This window comes from Streptomyces cyanogenus (genome assembly GCF_017526105.1).
Lineage (GTDB): Bacteria > Actinomycetota > Actinomycetes > Streptomycetales > Streptomycetaceae > Streptomyces > Streptomyces cyanogenus.
In genome coordinates this window covers 2,190,126-2,207,104 of record NZ_CP071839.1, presented here as the reverse complement: position 1 = coordinate 2,207,104, position 16,979 = coordinate 2,190,126, and the positions used below count along the sequence as shown (strand labels likewise).

Here is a 16,979-nt window from a genome sequence, read left to right as displayed (position 1 = left end):
ATGGTCTGTTCCGTGTTGGAGGAGATGCGGATACGGTCGCTCGGGGTCATCGACGATGCTGTCGTCGAGCTGTCGCCGGGGTTCACCGCGGTCACCGGTGAGACGGGTGCGGGCAAGACCATGGTGGTCACCAGCCTGGGGCTGCTGCTCGGTGGCAGGGCGGACCCGGCGCTCGTGCGGATCGGGGCGGAGAAGGCGGTCGTGGAGGGGCGGGTCGCCGTACCCGCCGGCGCCGCCGCCGTCGTACGCGCCGAGGAGGCCGGGGCCGAGCTGGACGACGGGGCCCTGCTGATCAGCCGTACCGTTTCCGCCGAGGGCCGCTCCCGGGCGCATCTGGGCGGGCGCACCGTGCCCGTCGGGCTGCTCGCCGAGCTGGCCGACGACCTGGTGGCCGTGCACGGGCAGACCGACCAGCAGGGGCTGCTGAAGCTGTCCCGGCAGCGGCAGGCGCTGGACCGGTACGCGGGCGACGCCGTCGCCGTGCCGCTCGCCAAGTACACCGAGGCGTACAAGCGGCTGCGGGCCGTCTCCGCCGAGCTGGAGGAGATCACCACGCGCGCGCGTGAGCGGGCGCAGGAAGCCGACATGCTGCGGTACGGGCTCGACGAGATCGCCGCCGTGGAGCCCCGGGCCGGCGAGGACGTGGAGCTGGCCGAGGAGGCCGAGCGGCTGGGGCACGCCGAGGCGCTGGCGTCCGCCGCGACGGCCGCCCACGCCGCCCTCGCGGGCAATCCCGAGGACCCCGAGGGCATCGACGCCTCCACCCTCGTCGCGGGCGCCCACCGGGCCCTGGAGGCCGTGCGCGCGCACGATCCGGCACTGGCCGCGCTCGCCGACCGGATCGGCGAGATCGGCATCCTGCTCGGTGACGTGGCCGGTGAGCTGGCGGGGTACGCCGACGATCTCGACGCCGACCCGCTGCGGCTGGCCGCCGTGGAGGAGCGCCGGGCCGCGCTGAACGCCCTGACCCGCAAGTACGGGGACGACGTCGCCGCCGTGCTGGCGTGGGCCGAGCGCAGTGCCGCGCGCCTGACCGAGCTGGACGGCGACGACGAGCGGATCGAGGAGCTGACCGCCGAGCGGGATGCCCTGCGCACCGAACTGGGCGGGCTCGCACAGGCCCTGACGGACGCCCGGACGGAGGCCGCCGAGCGGTTCGCCGCCGCGGTGACCGCCGAGCTGGCCTCGCTGGCGATGCCCCACGCGCGCGTGTCCTTCGACATCCGACAGACGGAGGACCCGGACGGCGTCGAGGTCGGCGGCCGGACGGTCGCCTACGGCCCCTCGGGCGTGGACGAGGTCGAGCTGCTGCTCGCCCCGCACCCGGGCGCCCCGCCGCGGCCCATCGCCAAGGGTGCCTCCGGCGGTGAGCTGTCCCGCGTCATGCTGGCCGTGGAGGTCGTGTTCGCGGGCACCGACCCGGTGCCGACGTACCTCTTCGACGAGGTCGACGCCGGTGTCGGCGGCAAGGCGGCCGTCGAGATCGGCCGGCGCCTGGCCAAGCTCGCCCGGACCGCGCAGGTCGTCGTGGTCACCCACCTGCCCCAGGTCGCCGCGTTCGCCGACCGGCAGCTGCTGGTGGAGAAGACCAACGACGGCTCGGTCACCCGCTCCGGGGTGAAGGTCCTGGAGGGCGAGGAACGCATCCGCGAGCTGTCCCGCATGCTGGCGGGCCAGGAGGACTCCGAAACGGCCCGCGCCCACGCCGAGGAACTCCTGGCAGCGGCCAGGGCGGACGCCTAGGAGCCCGGCCGGGCGGGCCACGCGACGGTACGCGGGGACCTGGGGGCGCGCGTTCCCGGTTTCGCGCTGGGGTGGCAGTCGGGGCGGGAAACCGGCGTACAAGGGCTGCTTTCGTGCGCCGTCGGGCTCGTCGGTGCGGCCCGGAAGGAGGGCCGGGGGAGGAGCCGGGCATGTGTGCCGTGGGCGGCTGACCTCGCCGGATGCCCTCGCACGGCGTTCGGTCGCGGCAGAGGTTTCTTCACCCGTGTGGGTGATGTGCTCCGGCGCATTGCCCCGGCCCGCCGCACAGTGCGCCCTCCCCGAATGGCCCTGAACGGCCGTACGGGCTGGCATGCTTGGCAGGGAACACGGGGCGGGCAGGGGGTCCGGACGGTCCGCGCGGGAGGCGCGCGGTGTGCGTCCTTCCGCCCCCAGGAGCCCGCTACCTTCTGTACGTTCCCTCGTGACCGCCCCCGCCGTGAACCAGGAGTCCCGGCCCCGTGAGCCCCGTGAGCAGCAACGCACCGCACGGCCAGTCGCCGCTGCGCACCGTGCAGGTGCTCGGCGGAGGCAACGCCGGCAGCAGCGCGCACGTGCGCTCCCTGGCCGAGGGGCTCGTGGCCAGGGGCGTGCGCGTCACGGTGTGCGCCCCCGCCGAGGCGGACCACGCCTACGACTTCACCGGGGCCGGCGCCGAGCACGTGCACGTGCCGCGCAGCAGCGACCCCGTCTCCGTGGCCGCCCTCCGCACGGCCTGCACCAACGCCGACCTGGTGCACGCGCACGGCCTGCACGCCTCCTTCCGGGCCGTGCTCGCACTCGGCGGCCGCACCACCCCGCTGGTGGTCACCTGGCACAACCGGGCCCACGCGGACGGCCCCCGCGCTCATCTGCTGCGGATGCTGGAGCGACGGGTGGCGAGAACCGCGGCCGTGGTCCTCGGCACCAGCTCCGACCTGGTCGACCGGGCGCGGCGGACCGGCGCGCGGGACGCCCGGCTCGCGGCCGTCGGCCTGCCGGCCCGGCGCCGGCCCGGCGGCCTCCTCGACGCGGACGCACTCGATCCCGACGGCCCCGACCTGGACGACCCCGACCGGCTGCGGCCCAAGATGCGGGCCGAACTCGGCGCCACCGGACGCCCGTTGCTCATCGCGGTCGGCTCCCTGGACCGCAACCGCGGGTACGACGTCCTGCTCGACGCGGCCCGCACCTGGCGGGACCTGGACCCGGCACCGCTCGTGGTCGTCGCCGGGGAGGGGCCGCTGCGGCCGGTGCTGCAACGGCGGATCGAGGACGAGGAACTGCCGGTGCGGCTCATCGGGCGCCGGGACGACGTGGCCGAGCTGCTCGCCGCCGCCGATCTGGCACTCCTGACCAGCAGGTGGGAGTCGCGGTCCGTGCTCGCCCAGGAGGCCCTGCACGCGCGCGTGCCGCTCGTCGCCACCCGGGTCGGCGGCATCCCGGACCTCGTCGGCGACGCCGCCGAACTCGTCCCCTACGGCGATCCGCACGCCCTCGCCCACACCGTCGTACGACTGCTCGCCGACCCGGAGCGGTGCGCACTGCTGCGCGAGCGCGGCGCCCGGCAGGCCGCCACCTGGCCCACCGAGGACGAGACCGTCGCCCAGGTACTGAGCGTGTACGACGAGCTGACGCAGCCGAGACCACTGGCCTAGGGCACGTGCCTGCGCGCCCGCAGCGCCAGGCTCAACGCCAGCACCGTCTGCGGGTCGTCGAGATCGGTGCCCAGCAACTCCCCGATCCGGGCGAGCCGGTTGTACAGCGTCTGCCGGTTGAGGTGCAGCTCGCGGGCCGTCTCCGCCTTGCGGCCGGCGTGCGCCAGATAGGTCTCCAGGGTCGGCAGCAGCGGCGGCTTGGCACGGTGGTCGTGCTCGCGCAGCGGGCCGATCGCGCGGTCCACGAAGGCCGCCAGGTCCGGGTGGTCGCGCAGCCGCCACAGCAGCAGGTCGATGTCGAGGCGCCGGGCGTCGTACCAGGGCCGGTCGGTCAGGCCCTGGGCCGCCGTCGCCGTCTCCGCCGCGTGCCGGAGCCCCGCCGAGGCCGCCGCCCAGCCGCCCGCCACCCCGACGACCACCACCGGCGGCGGCGAGCCCGGCCGGCGCATCCCGGCCCGATCCACCCCCGCCCGCAGCGCCGCCGCCACCCGGTCCGCGACCGCCGCCCGCTCCGACTCCGAGCGCAGCCCCAGCAGCACCAGCACCCGGCCCTCCACCGGACGTACCCCGAGCAGCACCGGCACACCCACCGCGGCCAGCTCCTCGGAGACCGCCCGGGCCAGCACCGCCCAGCCCCCGCCGGGGGAGAGCGTGTCCCCGATCCGCATCACCACCGGCAGCAGCGGGCTGCCGCCGGGCTTGAAACCGAGGACCCGGGCCTGCGCCGGGGCGTCCTCCGCCGTGATCCGGCCCTCGGCGAGATCGGTGAGGAAGTCACCGCGCCCGCGCGCCGCCAGCTCCTCCTCCTGCCGGGCCTGCATCAGCACCACGGCCAGGATGCCCGCGGCCCGCTCGGCGGCGAGCCGGTGCACCGGGGACAGCGGGGAGCGCACCGGCAGCAGCACCAGGCGGGCGCGCACCGAACCGGCCGTACCGGGCCCGCCGCCGGGCACGTCCACCAGCACCGAGCCGGCGGGCGGCGGGTCCTCCTTGTGCGGACCGCGCAGCCCCTCCCACACCTGGAGCGGGTCGGCGCCCTGCGGCCCGGCACCGGCGGCGTACAGCAGCCGGCCGTCGGCCGTCTCCAGGAACACCGGGTTGTCGCCGAAGTCCGCCAGGATGCCCAGCACCTGCGGCACCCCGCCGCCGGCCAGCAGCGCCTCGGTGCAGCGCCGGTGCACCTCCTCCGCCCGCTGGAGCAGCGCGTAGTGACCGTTGACGATCTCGGTGTGGACCTCCTCGGTCACCGTCACGAACGGCACCTCGCGGTGCAGCTGGACCAGCGGCAGACCGGCCGCCCGTGCCGTGTCCACCAGGGCGGCGGGCAGCCGGGCGAAGCGCGGGCCCAGCTCCACCACCAGGGCGGCGATCCCGCGCTCGGCGAGGGTCCGGACGAAGGCCCGCTGCTCGGCCGGCCGGGTACCGAGGCCGTAGCCCGTGGTGAGCAGCAGCTCGCCGCCCTTGAGCAGCGAGGCGATGTTCGGGACCTCGCCCGCGTGCACCCAGCGCACGGTGCGGCCGAGCCGGTCGGCGCCCGCCAGGACCTCCGGCAGCCCGCTGCGCAGGCCGGGCAGCTCCAGCGCCCGCTGCACGGTGATGCCGGCGCCCTGGGTGTCGGATCGGTGGTCCGTACGGCTGTCCATGCGGCGACGCTACCTGCGACAACGTCCTCAGGACAGCCGGCGGAGGACGGCTGCCGCCTAGACCGGCCGGATGTTGTGGTTGAAGCGGAACACGTTGTCGGGGTCGTACCGCCGCTTCACCTTCTCCAGGCGCAGCGTGTTCCCGGCGCCCAGGCCCGCGCGGACCCGTTCGGGGCCCTCGTCGCCGATGAAGTTGAGGCAGACGGCCCCCGTGCTCCACGGCCGCAGCCCGGCGCGCACGTCCCGCACCCAGCCGACCGCCCGTTCGTCGTCGGCGGGGTCCGCCCAGACGGCGAACGGGTGCGCCGTCCAGCGGGCGTCCCGGTACGCCACCGGGTACTCGTGCGGGCCGGCGGCGATCGCCCCGCCCTGCGGGAACAGGATGTGCCGGCTGCGGGTCGGCACCGGCATGCCCTCCGCGCGGGCGCAGAAGGCGTCCACCGCCTCGTCCGGCAGCCCCGGCAGACACTCCGCCGACCAGTGGTTCCGCAGGCCCGGCGGATCGTCCAGCATGCACTGCGCATCGGCGTACGGCATGTCGCCGGCCAGCTCCACCTCGTGCGGCAGCGCGAGCAGCGGCTCGGCGAGCGCCCGCAGCCCGTCCTCGCCGCCCGTGTAGGTCAGCAGCGCCGCGCACACCGGCGTGCCCACCAGCTGCGGCGGCGTGAACTCCTCGGGCGGGCCGGTGACGAACTGCACCGCGCCCCCCACCTCGTCCGGGCCGGTACGGATGATCTCGCGGAAGGTACGGATCACGTCCGGTCCGTGCTGCGGCAGGAACATCAGCAGGACGACGGAGAACTCCGGCAGCTCGTGCAGCTCCAGGGTGAGCGCGGTGGCCACGCCGAAGTTGCCGCCCCCGCCGTGCAGCGCCCAGAACAGCTCGGGGTTCTCGTCGGCGCTGGCGTGCACCCGCTCGGCGTCGGCGGTCACCAGCTCGACACCGATGAGGTTGTCGACGGCCAGGCCGAAGGCGCGGTCCAGCCAGCCGGTGCCGCCGCCGAGGACGAACCCGCCGACCCCGGTGGTGGAGACACGCCCGCCGGTGGTGGCCAGACCGTACGGCTGGGTTGCCCGGTCGAGATGGCTCATCGTGGCGCCGCCCTCGACCCGGACCGCCTCGGCCGCCGGGTCGACGGTGACCCGGTGCATCCGGCGCAGGTCCACCACGAGCGCGCCGTCGCCCAGCGCGCTGCCGGCCACGCCGTGGCCGCCGCCGCGCACCGCGATGTGCAGGTCCAGCTCCCTGCCGAAGCGCACCGCCCGGACCACGTCGGTGGCGTCCGCGCACCGGGCGAGCACGGCCGGCCGGCGGTCGACCCTCGCGTTGAAGACCGTCCGCGCCTCGTCGTAGCCGGGGTCCCCCGGGGCGAACACGTCGCCGACCAGGTCCTCGCGCAGCGCGGCGAGCGCCCTGCCCGCCTTCGAGAGGGAAGCCACGGCAACCCTCCTCCCCGGAGGGGCGATCATCCGGTTACAGCGTAGGCGGCCGCTCCCCGAAGGCGCGCGGGGAACCGCGCGACCGGCCACGACGGACCCGCGGACGAGCGAAGGCGCTGGACGACGCTCCCAGCGGAGCGCCTAGCCGCCGTAGGCGCCCGAGGCCGTCAGCCGCAGGGCCGTGTCGATCAGCGGGACGTGGCTGAACGCCTGCGGGAAGTTGCCCACCTGCCGCTTCAGCCGCGGGTCCCACTCCTCGGCGAGCAGACCGAGGTCGTTGCGCAGCGCGAGGAGCTTCTCGAACAGCTTGCGGGCCTCGTCCACCCGGCCGATCATCGCCAGGTCGTCCGCCATCCAGAACGAGCAGGCCAGGAAGGCGCCCTCGTCGCCCGGCAGGCCGTCGACGCCCGCGTGCGCGCCCTCCGTCGGGTAACGCAGGATGAACCCGTCCGGGGTGGACAGCTCACGCTGGATCGCCTCGATCGTGCCGATCACCCGCTTGTCGTCCGGCGGCAGGAAGCCCATCTGCGGGATGAGCAGCAGCGAGGCGTCCAGCTCCTGCGAGCCGTAGGACTGGGTGAAGGTGTTGCGCTCCTTGTCGTAGCCCTTCTCGCACACGTCCCGGTGGATGTCGTCGCGCAGCTCGCGCCAGCGCTCCAGCGGGCCGTCCGCGTCCCCGGACTCGATCAGCTTGATGGTGCGGTCCACCGCGACCCAGGCCATCACCTTGGAGTGCACGAAGTGCCGGCGCGGGCCGCGCACCTCCCAGATGCCCTCGTCCGGCTCCTGCCAGTGGTCCTCCAGGTAGCGGATCAGCTTCAGCTGGAGCAGCGAGGCGTAGTCGTTGCGGGCCAGGCCCGTCATGTGACCCAGGTGCAGGGCCTCGGTGACCTCGCCGTAGACGTCCAGCTGGAGCTGGTGCGCGGCGCCGTTGCCGACCCGGACCGGGGCCGAGTTCTCGTAGCCCGGCAGCCAGTCAAGCTCCGCCTCGCCCAGCTCACGCTCGCCGGCGATGCCGTACATGATCTGCAGGTTCTCCGGGTCGCCGGCGACCGCGCGCAGCAGCCACTCGCGCCAGGCGCGGGCCTCCTCGCGGTAGCCCGTGCGCAGCAGCGAGGACAGGGTGATCGCCGCGTCCCGCAGCCAGGTGTAGCGGTAGTCCCAGTTGCGCACGCCCCCGATGTCCTCCGGCAGGGAGGTGGTGGGGGCGGCGACGATGCCGCCGGTCGGGGCGTACGTCAGCGCCTTCAGGGTGATCAGCGAGCGGATCACCGCCTCGCGGTACGGCCCGTGGTACGTACAGTGCTCGACCCACTCGCGCCAGAAGTCCTCCGTCGCCTCCAGCGAGGCCTCGGGCTCCGGCAGCGGCGGCGGCTCCTTGTGCGAGGGCTGCCACGAGATCGTGAACGCGATCCGGTCACCCGGGGCGACCGTGAAGTCGGCGTACGTGGTGAGCGCCTTGCCGTAGGTCTCCGCCTCGGTGTCGAACCACACCGAGTCCGGACCGGCGACGGCCACCGTGCGGCCCTCGTGCTTGTGCACCCACGGCACGACCCGGCCGTAGGAGAACCGCATCCTGAGGGCCGAGCGCATCGGCACCCGGCCGGTGACCCCCTCCACGATCCGGATCAGCTGCGGGGCGCCGTCACGCGGGGGCATGAAATCAGTCACACGGACCGTGCCGCGCGGGGTGTCCCACTCGGATTCCAGGATCAGCGAGTCGCCTCGGTAGCTGCGCCGGGCGGCCGTGGGCGGCTCGGTCTCGGCGGCGTGCGCCGGGCCGAGCCGCCAGAAGCCGTGCTCCTCGGTGCCCAGCAGGCCGGCGAAGATGGCATGCGAGTCGAAGCGGGGCAGGCACAGCCAGTCCACCGTGCCATCCCGGCAGACCAGCGCCGCGGTCTGCATGTCTCCGATGAGTGCGTAGTCTTCGATGCGCCCGGCCACGTGCAACTCCAGTCGAACGGCCACGTCACACCCCCGCGCAGGGGGCTGTCGCTAGTGCGGTCAAGGGATCGTTGTTGTGCGTCGTTGAGCGGTGAAGCAAAGCAGCCCGCCGAGCCCTGAGGCAACACGACAGTCTTTGCTCAACGAACTGCCGCGCTCTCGTTGTTCCGGGTGATGTTGGCGGGGGTGTGCCGTCGTTCCGGCCGGGCTCGGCAGCGAATGTCCGAGCAGGATACGACGCACGTAGATGATCTGCGTGCCGCTCCGGGCAACCCGTGTGGGCCGAACGAGTGAGCACCGGGTGAGAACGGTGTGTCCGGAGTACGTCCGCAGTGACACGAGTGACATGTGTGGCGGCTCCGCGTGGGCGGCCGGGTGCGGAGCGTGGCCGGAAGCCATCCGGGCCAGGCGCTGATACGCTGGTAGCCCGTGGACCGGTGGGAGCCACCCCGTCAGGGAAATCCGACAGGAGCCCCCCGAACCGCAGCGACGGCACCCCCGGCGACGCCGGGAGGAACGCCGGACCGCACCCCCAGACCGCGACCACGGGAGCCCCCTCTTGGCCATGCCGCCCAAAACCACGACGACCAAGCACATCTTCGTCACCGGGGGTGTCGCCTCCTCGCTCGGCAAGGGTCTGACCGCCTCCAGCCTGGGCATGCTGCTCAAGGCACGGGGCCTGCGGGTCGTGATGCAGAAGCTCGACCCGTACCTGAACGTCGACCCGGGCACGATGAACCCGTTCCAGCACGGTGAGGTGTTCGTCACCAACGACGGCGCCGAGACCGACCTGGACATCGGCCACTACGAGCGGTTCCTCGACCGCGACCTGGACGGCAGCGCCAACGTGACCACCGGCCAGGTCTACTCCACGGTGATCGCCAAGGAGCGGCGCGGTGAGTACCTGGGTGACACGGTGCAGGTCATCCCGCACATCACCAACGAGATCAAGCACCGCATCCGCCGCATGGCCACCGACGAGGTCGACGTGGTCATCACCGAGGTGGGCGGCACGGTCGGTGACATCGAGTCGCTGCCGTTCCTGGAGACCGTCCGCCAGGTCCGCCACGAGGTCGGCCGGGACAACGTCTTCGTGGTGCACATCTCCCTGCTTCCCTACATCGGCCCCTCGGGCGAGCTGAAGACCAAGCCGACCCAGCACTCGGTGGCGGCGCTCAGGAACATCGGTATCCAGCCGGACGCGATCGTGCTGCGCTGCGACCGCGAGGTGCCGACCGCCATCAAGCGGAAGATCTCCCTGATGTGCGACGTCGACGAGGCCGCCGTCGTCGCCTGCCCCGACGCCCGCTCGATCTACGACATCCCCAAGGTCGTGCACGCCGAGGGCCTGGACGCCTACGTGGTCCGCAAGCTCGACCTGCCCTTCCGGGACGTGGACTGGACGACCTGGGACGACCTGCTCGACCGCGTCCACAACCCCGACCACGAGGTCACCCTGGCCCTGGTCGGCAAGTACATCGACCTGCCCGACGCCTACCTGTCGGTCACCGAGGCCCTGCGCGCCGGCGGATTCGCCAACCGCGCCCGCGTGAAGATCAAGTGGGTGACCTCGGACGACTGCAAGACCCCGGCCGGCGCCAAGGCCCAGCTCGCGGACGTGGACGGCATCTGCATCCCCGGCGGCTTCGGCGACCGCGGTGTGCTGGGCAAGGTCGGCGCGATCCGCTACGCGCGGGAGAACAAGATCCCGCTGCTGGGTCTGTGCCTGGGCCTGCAGTGCATCGTGATCGAGGCCGCCCGCAACCTGGCCGGCATCCCGGACGCCAACTCCACCGAGTTCGACCCCGCCACCGCCCACCCGGTGATCTCCACCATGGCCGAGCAGCTCGACATCGTCGCCGGCGAGGGCGACATGGGCGGCACCATGCGCCTGGGCATGTACCCGGCCAAGCTCGCCGAGGGCTCCATCGTCCGCGAGGTCTACGACGGCAAGGAGTACGTCGAGGAGCGGCACCGCCACCGCTACGAGGTGAACAACGCCTACCGTGCGGAACTGGAGAAGAAGGCCGGCATCGTCTTCTCCGGCACCTCGCCGGACGGCAAGCTCGTGGAGTACGTGGAGTACCCCCGGGACGTGCACCCGTACCTGGTCGCCACGCAGGCGCACCCGGAGCTGCGCTCGCGGCCGACCCGCGCGAACCCGCTGTTCGCCGGCCTGGTGAAGGCCTCGGTCGAGCGGAAGAATTCGAAGTAACACACCAGTTGTACGGTGGCCGGGGTGCATCCCTTCAAAGGTGAGCACCCCGGCTTCTTTCTGCCGGTCTTGCGGAACGTGTGTGGGAGGACAGGGCATGACGATCAAGGACACCCCCGAGGAGTGGGAGATCCGGGCGACGGACACCCCCTTCACGGGCAACAAGACCTCCGTCCGCACGGACGACGTGGTCATGCCCGACGGCTCGGTGGTCCACCGCGACTACCAGGTGCACCCCGGATCCGTGGCCGTCCTCGCCCTGGACGAGGAGGACCGCGTCCTGCTGATCAACCAGTACCGGCACCCGGTGCGGCACAAGCTGTGGGAGATCCCGGCCGGTCTGCTGGACGTGCCGGGCGAGAACCCGCTGCACGCCGCCCAGCGCGAGCTGTACGAGGAGGCGCACGTCAAGGCCGAGGACTGGCGCGTGCTGACCGACGTGTACACCACCCCCGGCGGCTGCGACGAAGCCGTACGGATCTTCCTGGCCCGCGGCCTGTCCGACGCGGAGGGCGAGCGCTTCGCGGCGGAGCACGAGGAGACCGACATGCAGCACGCGCGCGTGCCGGTCGAGGAGCTGGTGCGCCGGGTCCTGGCCGGGGACCTGCACAACAACTGCCTCGTCGTCGGGGTGCTCTCCCTGGTGGCGGCGCGGGCCGGGGACGGCCTGGACGCGCTGCGGCCCGCCGACGCGCCGTGGCCCGCGCGTCCCTTCGCGTCCTGACCGGGCCCCGGCCCCGGGCCCGGACCCGTCCGGCGCACCGGTGTGACGATCGCCTGATCCGATCGGGCGATCCGTCCGCCGCGCTCCTCCCGGAACGTCGCAGAGCGTGAACTAGGCTCTTCAACGCCCGTAACGGAAGACACCGGCGGGCTTGCGCGTGCGGTGGGACGGGAGTGTGGCCCGTGACGGATCAGGCGGTGGACCCAGACGGTGCGGAGCTGTCCGCACACCCGGCCACGAAGGACCGATTCCTGGGCCGTACCCGGGAGTTGAAGGAGCTGCGCGCCGACATCGAACGCGCGGGACTGGACACCCTCTCCGGCCGCAAGGCCCCCCGCGCGCGCGTGCTGCTCATCGCCGGCCGCCCCGGCTCCGGCCGCACCAGCCTCGCCGAGGAACTCGTCCGGCAGGTCGCCGAGCGTTACCCCGACGGAGTGCTGCGGGCCCGGCTGAGCGAGCCCGGCGGCACACCGGTCCCCGTCGAGCAGGCCGCCCGCGACCTGCTGGCCGCGCTGGGGGTGCCCGCCCCCGCCGGAGCCGCCGAGGAGGACTTGACGGCGGCCCTGCGCGCGGCCCTCGCCGGCCGGCGGATGCTGCTCCTGCTGGACGACGCGGCCGGCGCCGACCAGGTCGACGCACTGCTTCCGGACGCGCCGGACTGCCTGGCGGTGGCCGTGTCCCAGGGCCCGCTCACCGGCATCGCGGACGTCCGCCCCTGCACGCTCGGCGGTCTCGACACCAAGTCCGCGCTGGACCTGCTCACCGGCCACACCGGCTCGGTCCGCATCACCGTCGACCCGCGCTCCGCGGAGACCCTGGTGGAGGCCTGCCAGGGCCACCCGGCCGCGCTGGTGCTGGCCGGCGGCTGGCTCGCCGCCCGCCCCCAGGCCGCCGTCTCCGACCTGGCCAAGCGGTTGCACACGGAGACCGAGGTCGGCACGGACGGCACCCCGCTCTCCCGCGTCTTCCGGCTCGTGTACGAGCAGCTGCCCGCACCGGCAGCCCGGATACTGCGACTGCTGTGCCTCGCCCCGGCCGGCCTGGCCGACCCGCACACCGCCTCGGCGCTGGCCGGCTGCTCGGTCGACGCGGCCCGCACCACCCTGGACGACCTGGTCGCCCTCGGCCTGCTGCGCGCGGTGGCCTCGCCGCTGCCCCAGTACGAGGTCCCCGGCTGTCTGCACCCCCTGCTGCGCGCCCTCGCCGAGAGCCAGGACCGGCCCGCCGAGCTCCAGCTGGCCCGGGCCCGGATGCTGGAGCGGACGGTACGGCTGCTCCAGTCCTGCCGCGCGATCACCGAGACGGACAGCCCGCAGGCCCGGGAGAAGCTGAGCGGCATGCCGTCCGCGCTGCGCTTCCCCAGTCCGCGGGCCGCCGCAGACTGGCTGCGCATCCGGCGGCCCGCCCTGCTGGCCTCCGCACGCCTCGCGGTGGCCGACGGCGAGCTGGACACCCTCGCCCGCCGGCTGATGTCCCAGCTGGTCAGGGCCCTGGCGGCGCATGTCGGCACGCAGGCCGCCGCGCCCGACCTGTACGGCGTGCACGGTCTGGTCCTGGATGTCGCCGAGCGGCGCGGGCTGCCCCGGGAGAAGGCCGCGGCGCTGCTGAACCTGGGCGATCTGGACGCGCAGACCGGCCGCACCCGGGAGGCGCTGGCCCGCTACCGGGCCGCGCTGGACGCCGGACGCGAGGCGAACGACCCGTACGCGACCGGCCGCGCGATGGAATCCGTAGGCGGCGCCTACCAGGAGCTGGGTGATCACGACCGGGCCGCCGACTGGTTCGGCCGGGCACTGGCCGACCGGCTGGCCCGGGGGGAGCGCCCGGAGGCCGCCCGGCTGTACGGCCGTATCGCCACCGCCCACACCTACGCCGGGCGCTACGGCGAGGCGCTCAGGAACTGGCGGGCCGCCCTCGCCGGCTACCGCAGGAGCGGTGATGTCGCCGCCAGCGCGCGGGCGTTGAGCGAGATCGCCCGGGTGCAGGAGTACGCCGGGCGGCCCGAGGAGTCGCTGCGCACCTGCCAGGAGGCGGTGGAGTGGGCGCGCCGCGCCGAGGACGTCCGGCTGCAGGCCGCGGTGCAGCTGCGGCTCGCCGACACCCTGGACCGGCTCGGGGACCCGGTGGCGGCCCGCCTGCACCGCGCCGCGGCGGAGCGCATGCTGGGTGAGGAGCCGCCGGAGGACGACGCAAGGCCGGAACAAGCCGCTAACGCCTGCGAAATCCGTACCGCATCCAGTGAAGATTGATGCAATGAAAGGCTAGACAGCCGGAACACCTTCATTAGACTGGCTCTGCCGCACGTTCTCCTGCGGTGTCTCCCGGTATGCCCCCGCATGTCTGGGTACGTCTTTAATGCACCCCCATACCCTCTGAGCCAAGGACCGTGATCGACGTGAAGGTCGGCATCCCCCGCGAGGTCAAGAACAACGAGTTCCGGGTGGCCATCACCCCCGCCGGCGTGCACGAGCTGGTGCGCAACGGCCACCAGGTCGTCATCGAGCGGGGCGCCGGCCTCGGCTCCTCGATCACGGACGAGGAGTACGTCTCCGCCGGTGCCGCCATCCTGGACACCGCGGACGAGGTCTGGGCCACCGCCGATCTGCTGCTGAAGGTCAAGGAGCCGATCGCGGAGGAGTACCACCGCCTGCGCAAGGACCAGACCCTCTTCACCTACCTGCACCTGGCCGCCTCCAAGGAGTGCACGGACGCGCTGCTGCAGTCCGGCACCACGGCCATCGCCTACGAGACCGTCGAGCTGCCGAGCCGCGCGCTGCCGCTGCTCGCCCCGATGTCGGAGGTGGCGGGCCGGCTGGCCCCGCAGGTCGGCGCCTACCACCTGATGCGCGCGGCCGGCGGCCGTGGCGTGCTGCCGGGCGGCGTCCCGGGCGTGACCCCGGCCAAGGCCGTCGTCATCGGCGGCGGTGTCTCCGGCTGGAACGCCACCCAGATCGCCGTCGGCATGGGCTTCGACGTGACCCTGCTCGACCGCGACATCAACAAGCTGCGCGAGGCCGACCGGATCTTCGGTACGAAGGTCAAGGCGATCATGTCCAACTCCTTCGAGCTGGAGAAGGCCGTCCTCGACGCCGACCTCGTCATCGGCGCGGTCCTCATCCCGGGCGCCAAGGCCCCGAAGCTGGTCACCAACGAGCTGGTCTCCCGGATGAAGCCGGGAAGTGTTCTTGTCGACATCGCGATCGACCAGGGCGGCTGCTTCGAGGACTCCCGTCCCACCACGCACGCCGAGCCGACCTTCCGCGTGCACAACTCGGTCTTCTACTGCGTCGCCAACATGCCGGGCGCGGTGCCGAACACCTCCACCAACGCCCTCACCAACGCCACGCTGCCGTACATCGTCTCGCTCGCCAACAACGGCTGGGTGGAGGCGCTGCGCCGCGACGCCGCGCTCGCCAAGGGTCTCAACACCCATGACGGCAAGGTCGTTTACAAGGAGGTCGCCGAGGCCCACGGCCTGGAGCACGTCGAGCTGGACTCGCTGCTCGGCTGACCCGCGAACAGGTGACGGCCGGCTGAGTCGTCAAGTCGCCACCAGGAAAAAGGCGATTCGTCAACACGTCTCGTCAACCACGCGCAACCGGCCGGACCTTGCCCGACAAGGTCCGGCCGGATGTGTGTATGGTCACTTTGCGACTCTCGGTCAACTCGCCTCGAACGTAACCCTTCGACCGATTCGCACACCGGTGAAACCTGCCGTGCGACGGCCGTACGCCCTTGACAGCGAGATGTTTCATTGCCGACGAATCCTGCCGGGTCCGGCGGATTGTGTTGCTGCGGACCGCCGACACGCCATAGAGTCGCCAACCGTCGGCATGGTGCCACGCTGACCTTGTCTAGAAGTTTCCTGGTCACCAAGGAGGTAAGACGACTTGTGAATGAGTCGACATTTTCTCCCGGGGGTGGTCAACCAGGAATGCCTGCACCGGGCCAGGGCCCCGCGGGATTCGAGGCTGTCGGCTCCGTCGCTGTGCGCACCTTCGCAGCCCACCAGAGTTCCGGTCCGCACGTGGCCCGGACAGCACACCAGAGCATGGATGGCCATCACGTGAACGCCATGGCCGGCGACGGAAGTGGCGCGCCCCACAACCACTTCGCCGACTACGACGAACTGCCCGAGGGGCACTTCTACGACCCCGACGCCGAGTACGAGCCCGATCCCGAGTACGCGGCCACGCTCGCGCCCGACGCGGCGCGCCAGCGCCGTGAGCGCGTCGGCCCGACCGGACGCCCGCTGCCGTACTTCCCGATCCCGGGCCCGCTGACCGACCACGGCCCCGCGAAGATCATCGCGATGTGCAACCAGAAGGGCGGCGTGGGCAAGACGACGTCGACCATCAACCTGGGCGCCGCGCTCGCGGAGTACGGCCGGCGTGTGCTGCTCGTGGACTTCGACCCGCAGGGCGCGCTGTCGGTCGGTCTGGGCGTCAACCCCATGGAGCTCGACCTCACCGTCTACAACCTGCTCATGGAGCGGGGCATGTCCGCGGACGAGGTCCTGCTGAAGACGGCGGTCCCCAACATGGACCTGCTGCCCTCCAACATCGACCTGTCGGCCGCCGAGGTCCAGCTGGTCTCCGAGGTCGCGCGCGAGTCGACGCTCCAGCGGGCGCTGAAGCCGCTGCTGCCCGACTACGACTACATCGTGATCGACTGTCAGCCCTCGCTCGGCCTGCTCACCGTCAACGCCCTGACGGCCGCTCACAAGGTGATCGTGCCGCTGGAGTGCGAGTTCTTCGCCCTGCGCGGTGTGGCCCTGCTGACCGAGACCATCGAGAAGGTCCAGGAGCGGCTCAACCCCGAGCTGGAACTCGACGGCATCCTCGCCACGATGTACGACTCGCGCACCGTGCACAGCCGTGAGGTGCTCGCCCGTGTCGTCGAGGCGTTCGACGACCACGTCTACCACACGGTCATCGGGCGCACGGTCCGCTTCCCGGAGACCACGGTCGCCGGTGAGCCGATCACCACGTACGCCTCCAACTCCGTCGGTGCCGCCGCCTACCGCCAGCTCGCCAGGGAGGTGCTCGCCCGGTGTCACGCCGAGTGAGTCTGCCCGGGGCCGACGAACTGTTCCGCACGACCGGGGGGATGGCGCTGCAGCCGTCCACGCCCCGGCGCGGGACCAACGGTGAGGCCCGGGTGCCGACTCCCGCGGGGGAGAGCGACGAGGTGGCCGCCGCCGAGGACGCACCGCAGTCGGTGCCCGTCCAGAGCGGTGACGGGGAGGGCGCGGAGCACGTGGCCGCGGAGGCCGAGCCGGCCGACGCCGGCGAGTCCCGCACCCGCCCGGCGCGCCGGCAGGCGGCGCAGGAAGGTTCTGCCGCCGCGCAGCCGCGCAAGCGCGGGCGGGCGGCGACCCGGCGGCCCAGCGGACGCGAGCGGCACGACGAGAAGATCACCGTGTACGTCTCGGCCGAGGAGCTGATGGACCTGGAGCACGCGCGTCTCGTGCTCCGCGGCGAGCACGGGCTCGCGGTGGACCGCGGGCGGATCGTCCGCGAGGCGGTGGCCGTGGTCCTGGCCGACCTGGAGTCCCGCGGGGACGCGAGCATCCTCGTACGCCGGCTGCGCGGGCGGTAGCGGTAGCCTGCGGG

General features: G+C 73.0%; 11 protein-coding genes. 8 read left to right on the top strand and 3 right to left on the bottom strand.

The window, feature by feature from the left end:
* Together recN and S1361_RS09815 are read left to right on the top strand one after the other, a co-directional pair.
* Entirely contained in the window at positions 1-1,743 is a 1,743-nt protein-coding gene (recN, locus tag S1361_RS09820) for a DNA repair protein RecN (RefSeq protein WP_208031458.1), read from the top strand.
* A 479-nt stretch (positions 1,744-2,222) separates the two neighbouring features.
* Positions 2,223-3,398 (top strand): glycosyltransferase family 4 protein, encoded by a 1,176-nt coding sequence (locus S1361_RS09815; RefSeq protein WP_208031457.1) that lies wholly within the window; start codon positions 2,223-2,225, stop codon positions 3,396-3,398.
* Here the strand turns inward: S1361_RS09815 and S1361_RS09810 are convergent.
* The 3 genes from S1361_RS09810 to S1361_RS09800 all read right to left on the bottom strand — a co-directional run bounded on the left by S1361_RS09810 (position 3,395) and on the right by S1361_RS09800 (position 8,425).
* Positions 3,395-5,041 carry a PucR family transcriptional regulator gene (locus S1361_RS09810; RefSeq protein WP_208031456.1) on the bottom strand — a complete coding sequence of 549 codons (1,647 nt, stop codon included), beginning with the start codon at positions 5,039-5,041 and terminating at the stop codon, positions 3,395-3,397. The two genes, S1361_RS09815 and S1361_RS09810, sit on opposite strands and share 4 nt — an antisense overlap.
* A 57-nt stretch (positions 5,042-5,098) precedes the next feature.
* Positions 5,099-6,481: an FAD-binding oxidoreductase gene (locus S1361_RS09805; protein ID WP_208031455.1), complete on the bottom strand. Its 1,383-nt coding sequence runs from the start codon at positions 6,479-6,481 to the stop codon at positions 5,099-5,101.
* 141 nt (positions 6,482-6,622) lie between these two features.
* On the bottom strand, positions 6,623-8,425 hold the full coding sequence (locus S1361_RS09800) for a glycoside hydrolase family 15 protein (RefSeq protein ID WP_208036536.1): 1,803 nt from the start codon (positions 8,423-8,425) through the stop codon (positions 6,623-6,625).
* A 565-nt stretch (positions 8,426-8,990) separates the two neighbouring features.
* Here S1361_RS09800 and S1361_RS09795 point away from each other — a divergent pair.
* The 6 genes from S1361_RS09795 (at position 8,991) to S1361_RS09770 (ending at position 16,965) form a co-directional block, all read left to right on the top strand.
* Complete coding sequence (locus S1361_RS09795; protein ID WP_208031454.1) at positions 8,991-10,640, top strand: CTP synthase; 1,650 nt, start codon at positions 8,991-8,993, stop codon at positions 10,638-10,640.
* Positions 10,641-10,737: 97 nt separating this feature from the next.
* Complete coding sequence (locus tag S1361_RS09790; RefSeq protein WP_208031453.1) at positions 10,738-11,364, top strand: NUDIX domain-containing protein; 627 nt, start codon at positions 10,738-10,740, stop codon at positions 11,362-11,364.
* Positions 11,365-11,546: 182 nt separating this feature from the next.
* Positions 11,547-13,613, top strand: a complete 2,067-nt coding sequence (locus S1361_RS09785) for a tetratricopeptide repeat protein (protein WP_208031452.1) — start codon at positions 11,547-11,549, stop codon at positions 13,611-13,613.
* Positions 13,614-13,750: 137 nt separating this feature from the next.
* Entirely contained in the window at positions 13,751-14,875 is a 1,125-nt protein-coding gene (ald, locus tag S1361_RS09780; protein WP_208031451.1) for an alanine dehydrogenase, read from the top strand.
* A 423-nt stretch (positions 14,876-15,298) separates the two neighbouring features.
* The gene (locus S1361_RS09775) at positions 15,299-16,432 is read left to right on the top strand and encodes a ParA family protein (protein WP_208031450.1); all 1,134 of its coding nucleotides are present in this window, start codon (positions 15,299-15,301) and stop codon (positions 16,430-16,432) included.
* Positions 16,417-16,965: a hypothetical protein gene (locus tag S1361_RS09770; protein WP_208031449.1), complete on the top strand. Its 549-nt coding sequence runs from the start codon at positions 16,417-16,419 to the stop codon at positions 16,963-16,965. The genes S1361_RS09775 and S1361_RS09770 overlap by 16 nt, the downstream gene beginning before the upstream one ends.
* The last annotated feature ends 14 nt before the right edge of the window (positions 16,966-16,979 follow it).

Coding starts and splice junctions, on each gene's coding strand:
- recN (WP_208031458.1), top strand. CDS start 1: ATGGTCTGTTCCGTGTTGGAGGAGATGCGGATACGGTCGCTCGGGGTC.
- S1361_RS09810 (WP_208031456.1), bottom strand. CDS start 5,041: ATGGACAGCCGTACGGACCACCGATCCGACACCCAGGGCGCCGGCATC.
- S1361_RS09795 (WP_208031454.1), top strand. CDS start 8,991: ATGCCGCCCAAAACCACGACGACCAAGCACATCTTCGTCACCGGGGGT.
- S1361_RS09790 (WP_208031453.1), top strand. CDS start 10,738: ATGACGATCAAGGACACCCCCGAGGAGTGGGAGATCCGGGCGACGGAC.
- S1361_RS09775 (WP_208031450.1), top strand. CDS start 15,299: ATGCCTGCACCGGGCCAGGGCCCCGCGGGATTCGAGGCTGTCGGCTCC.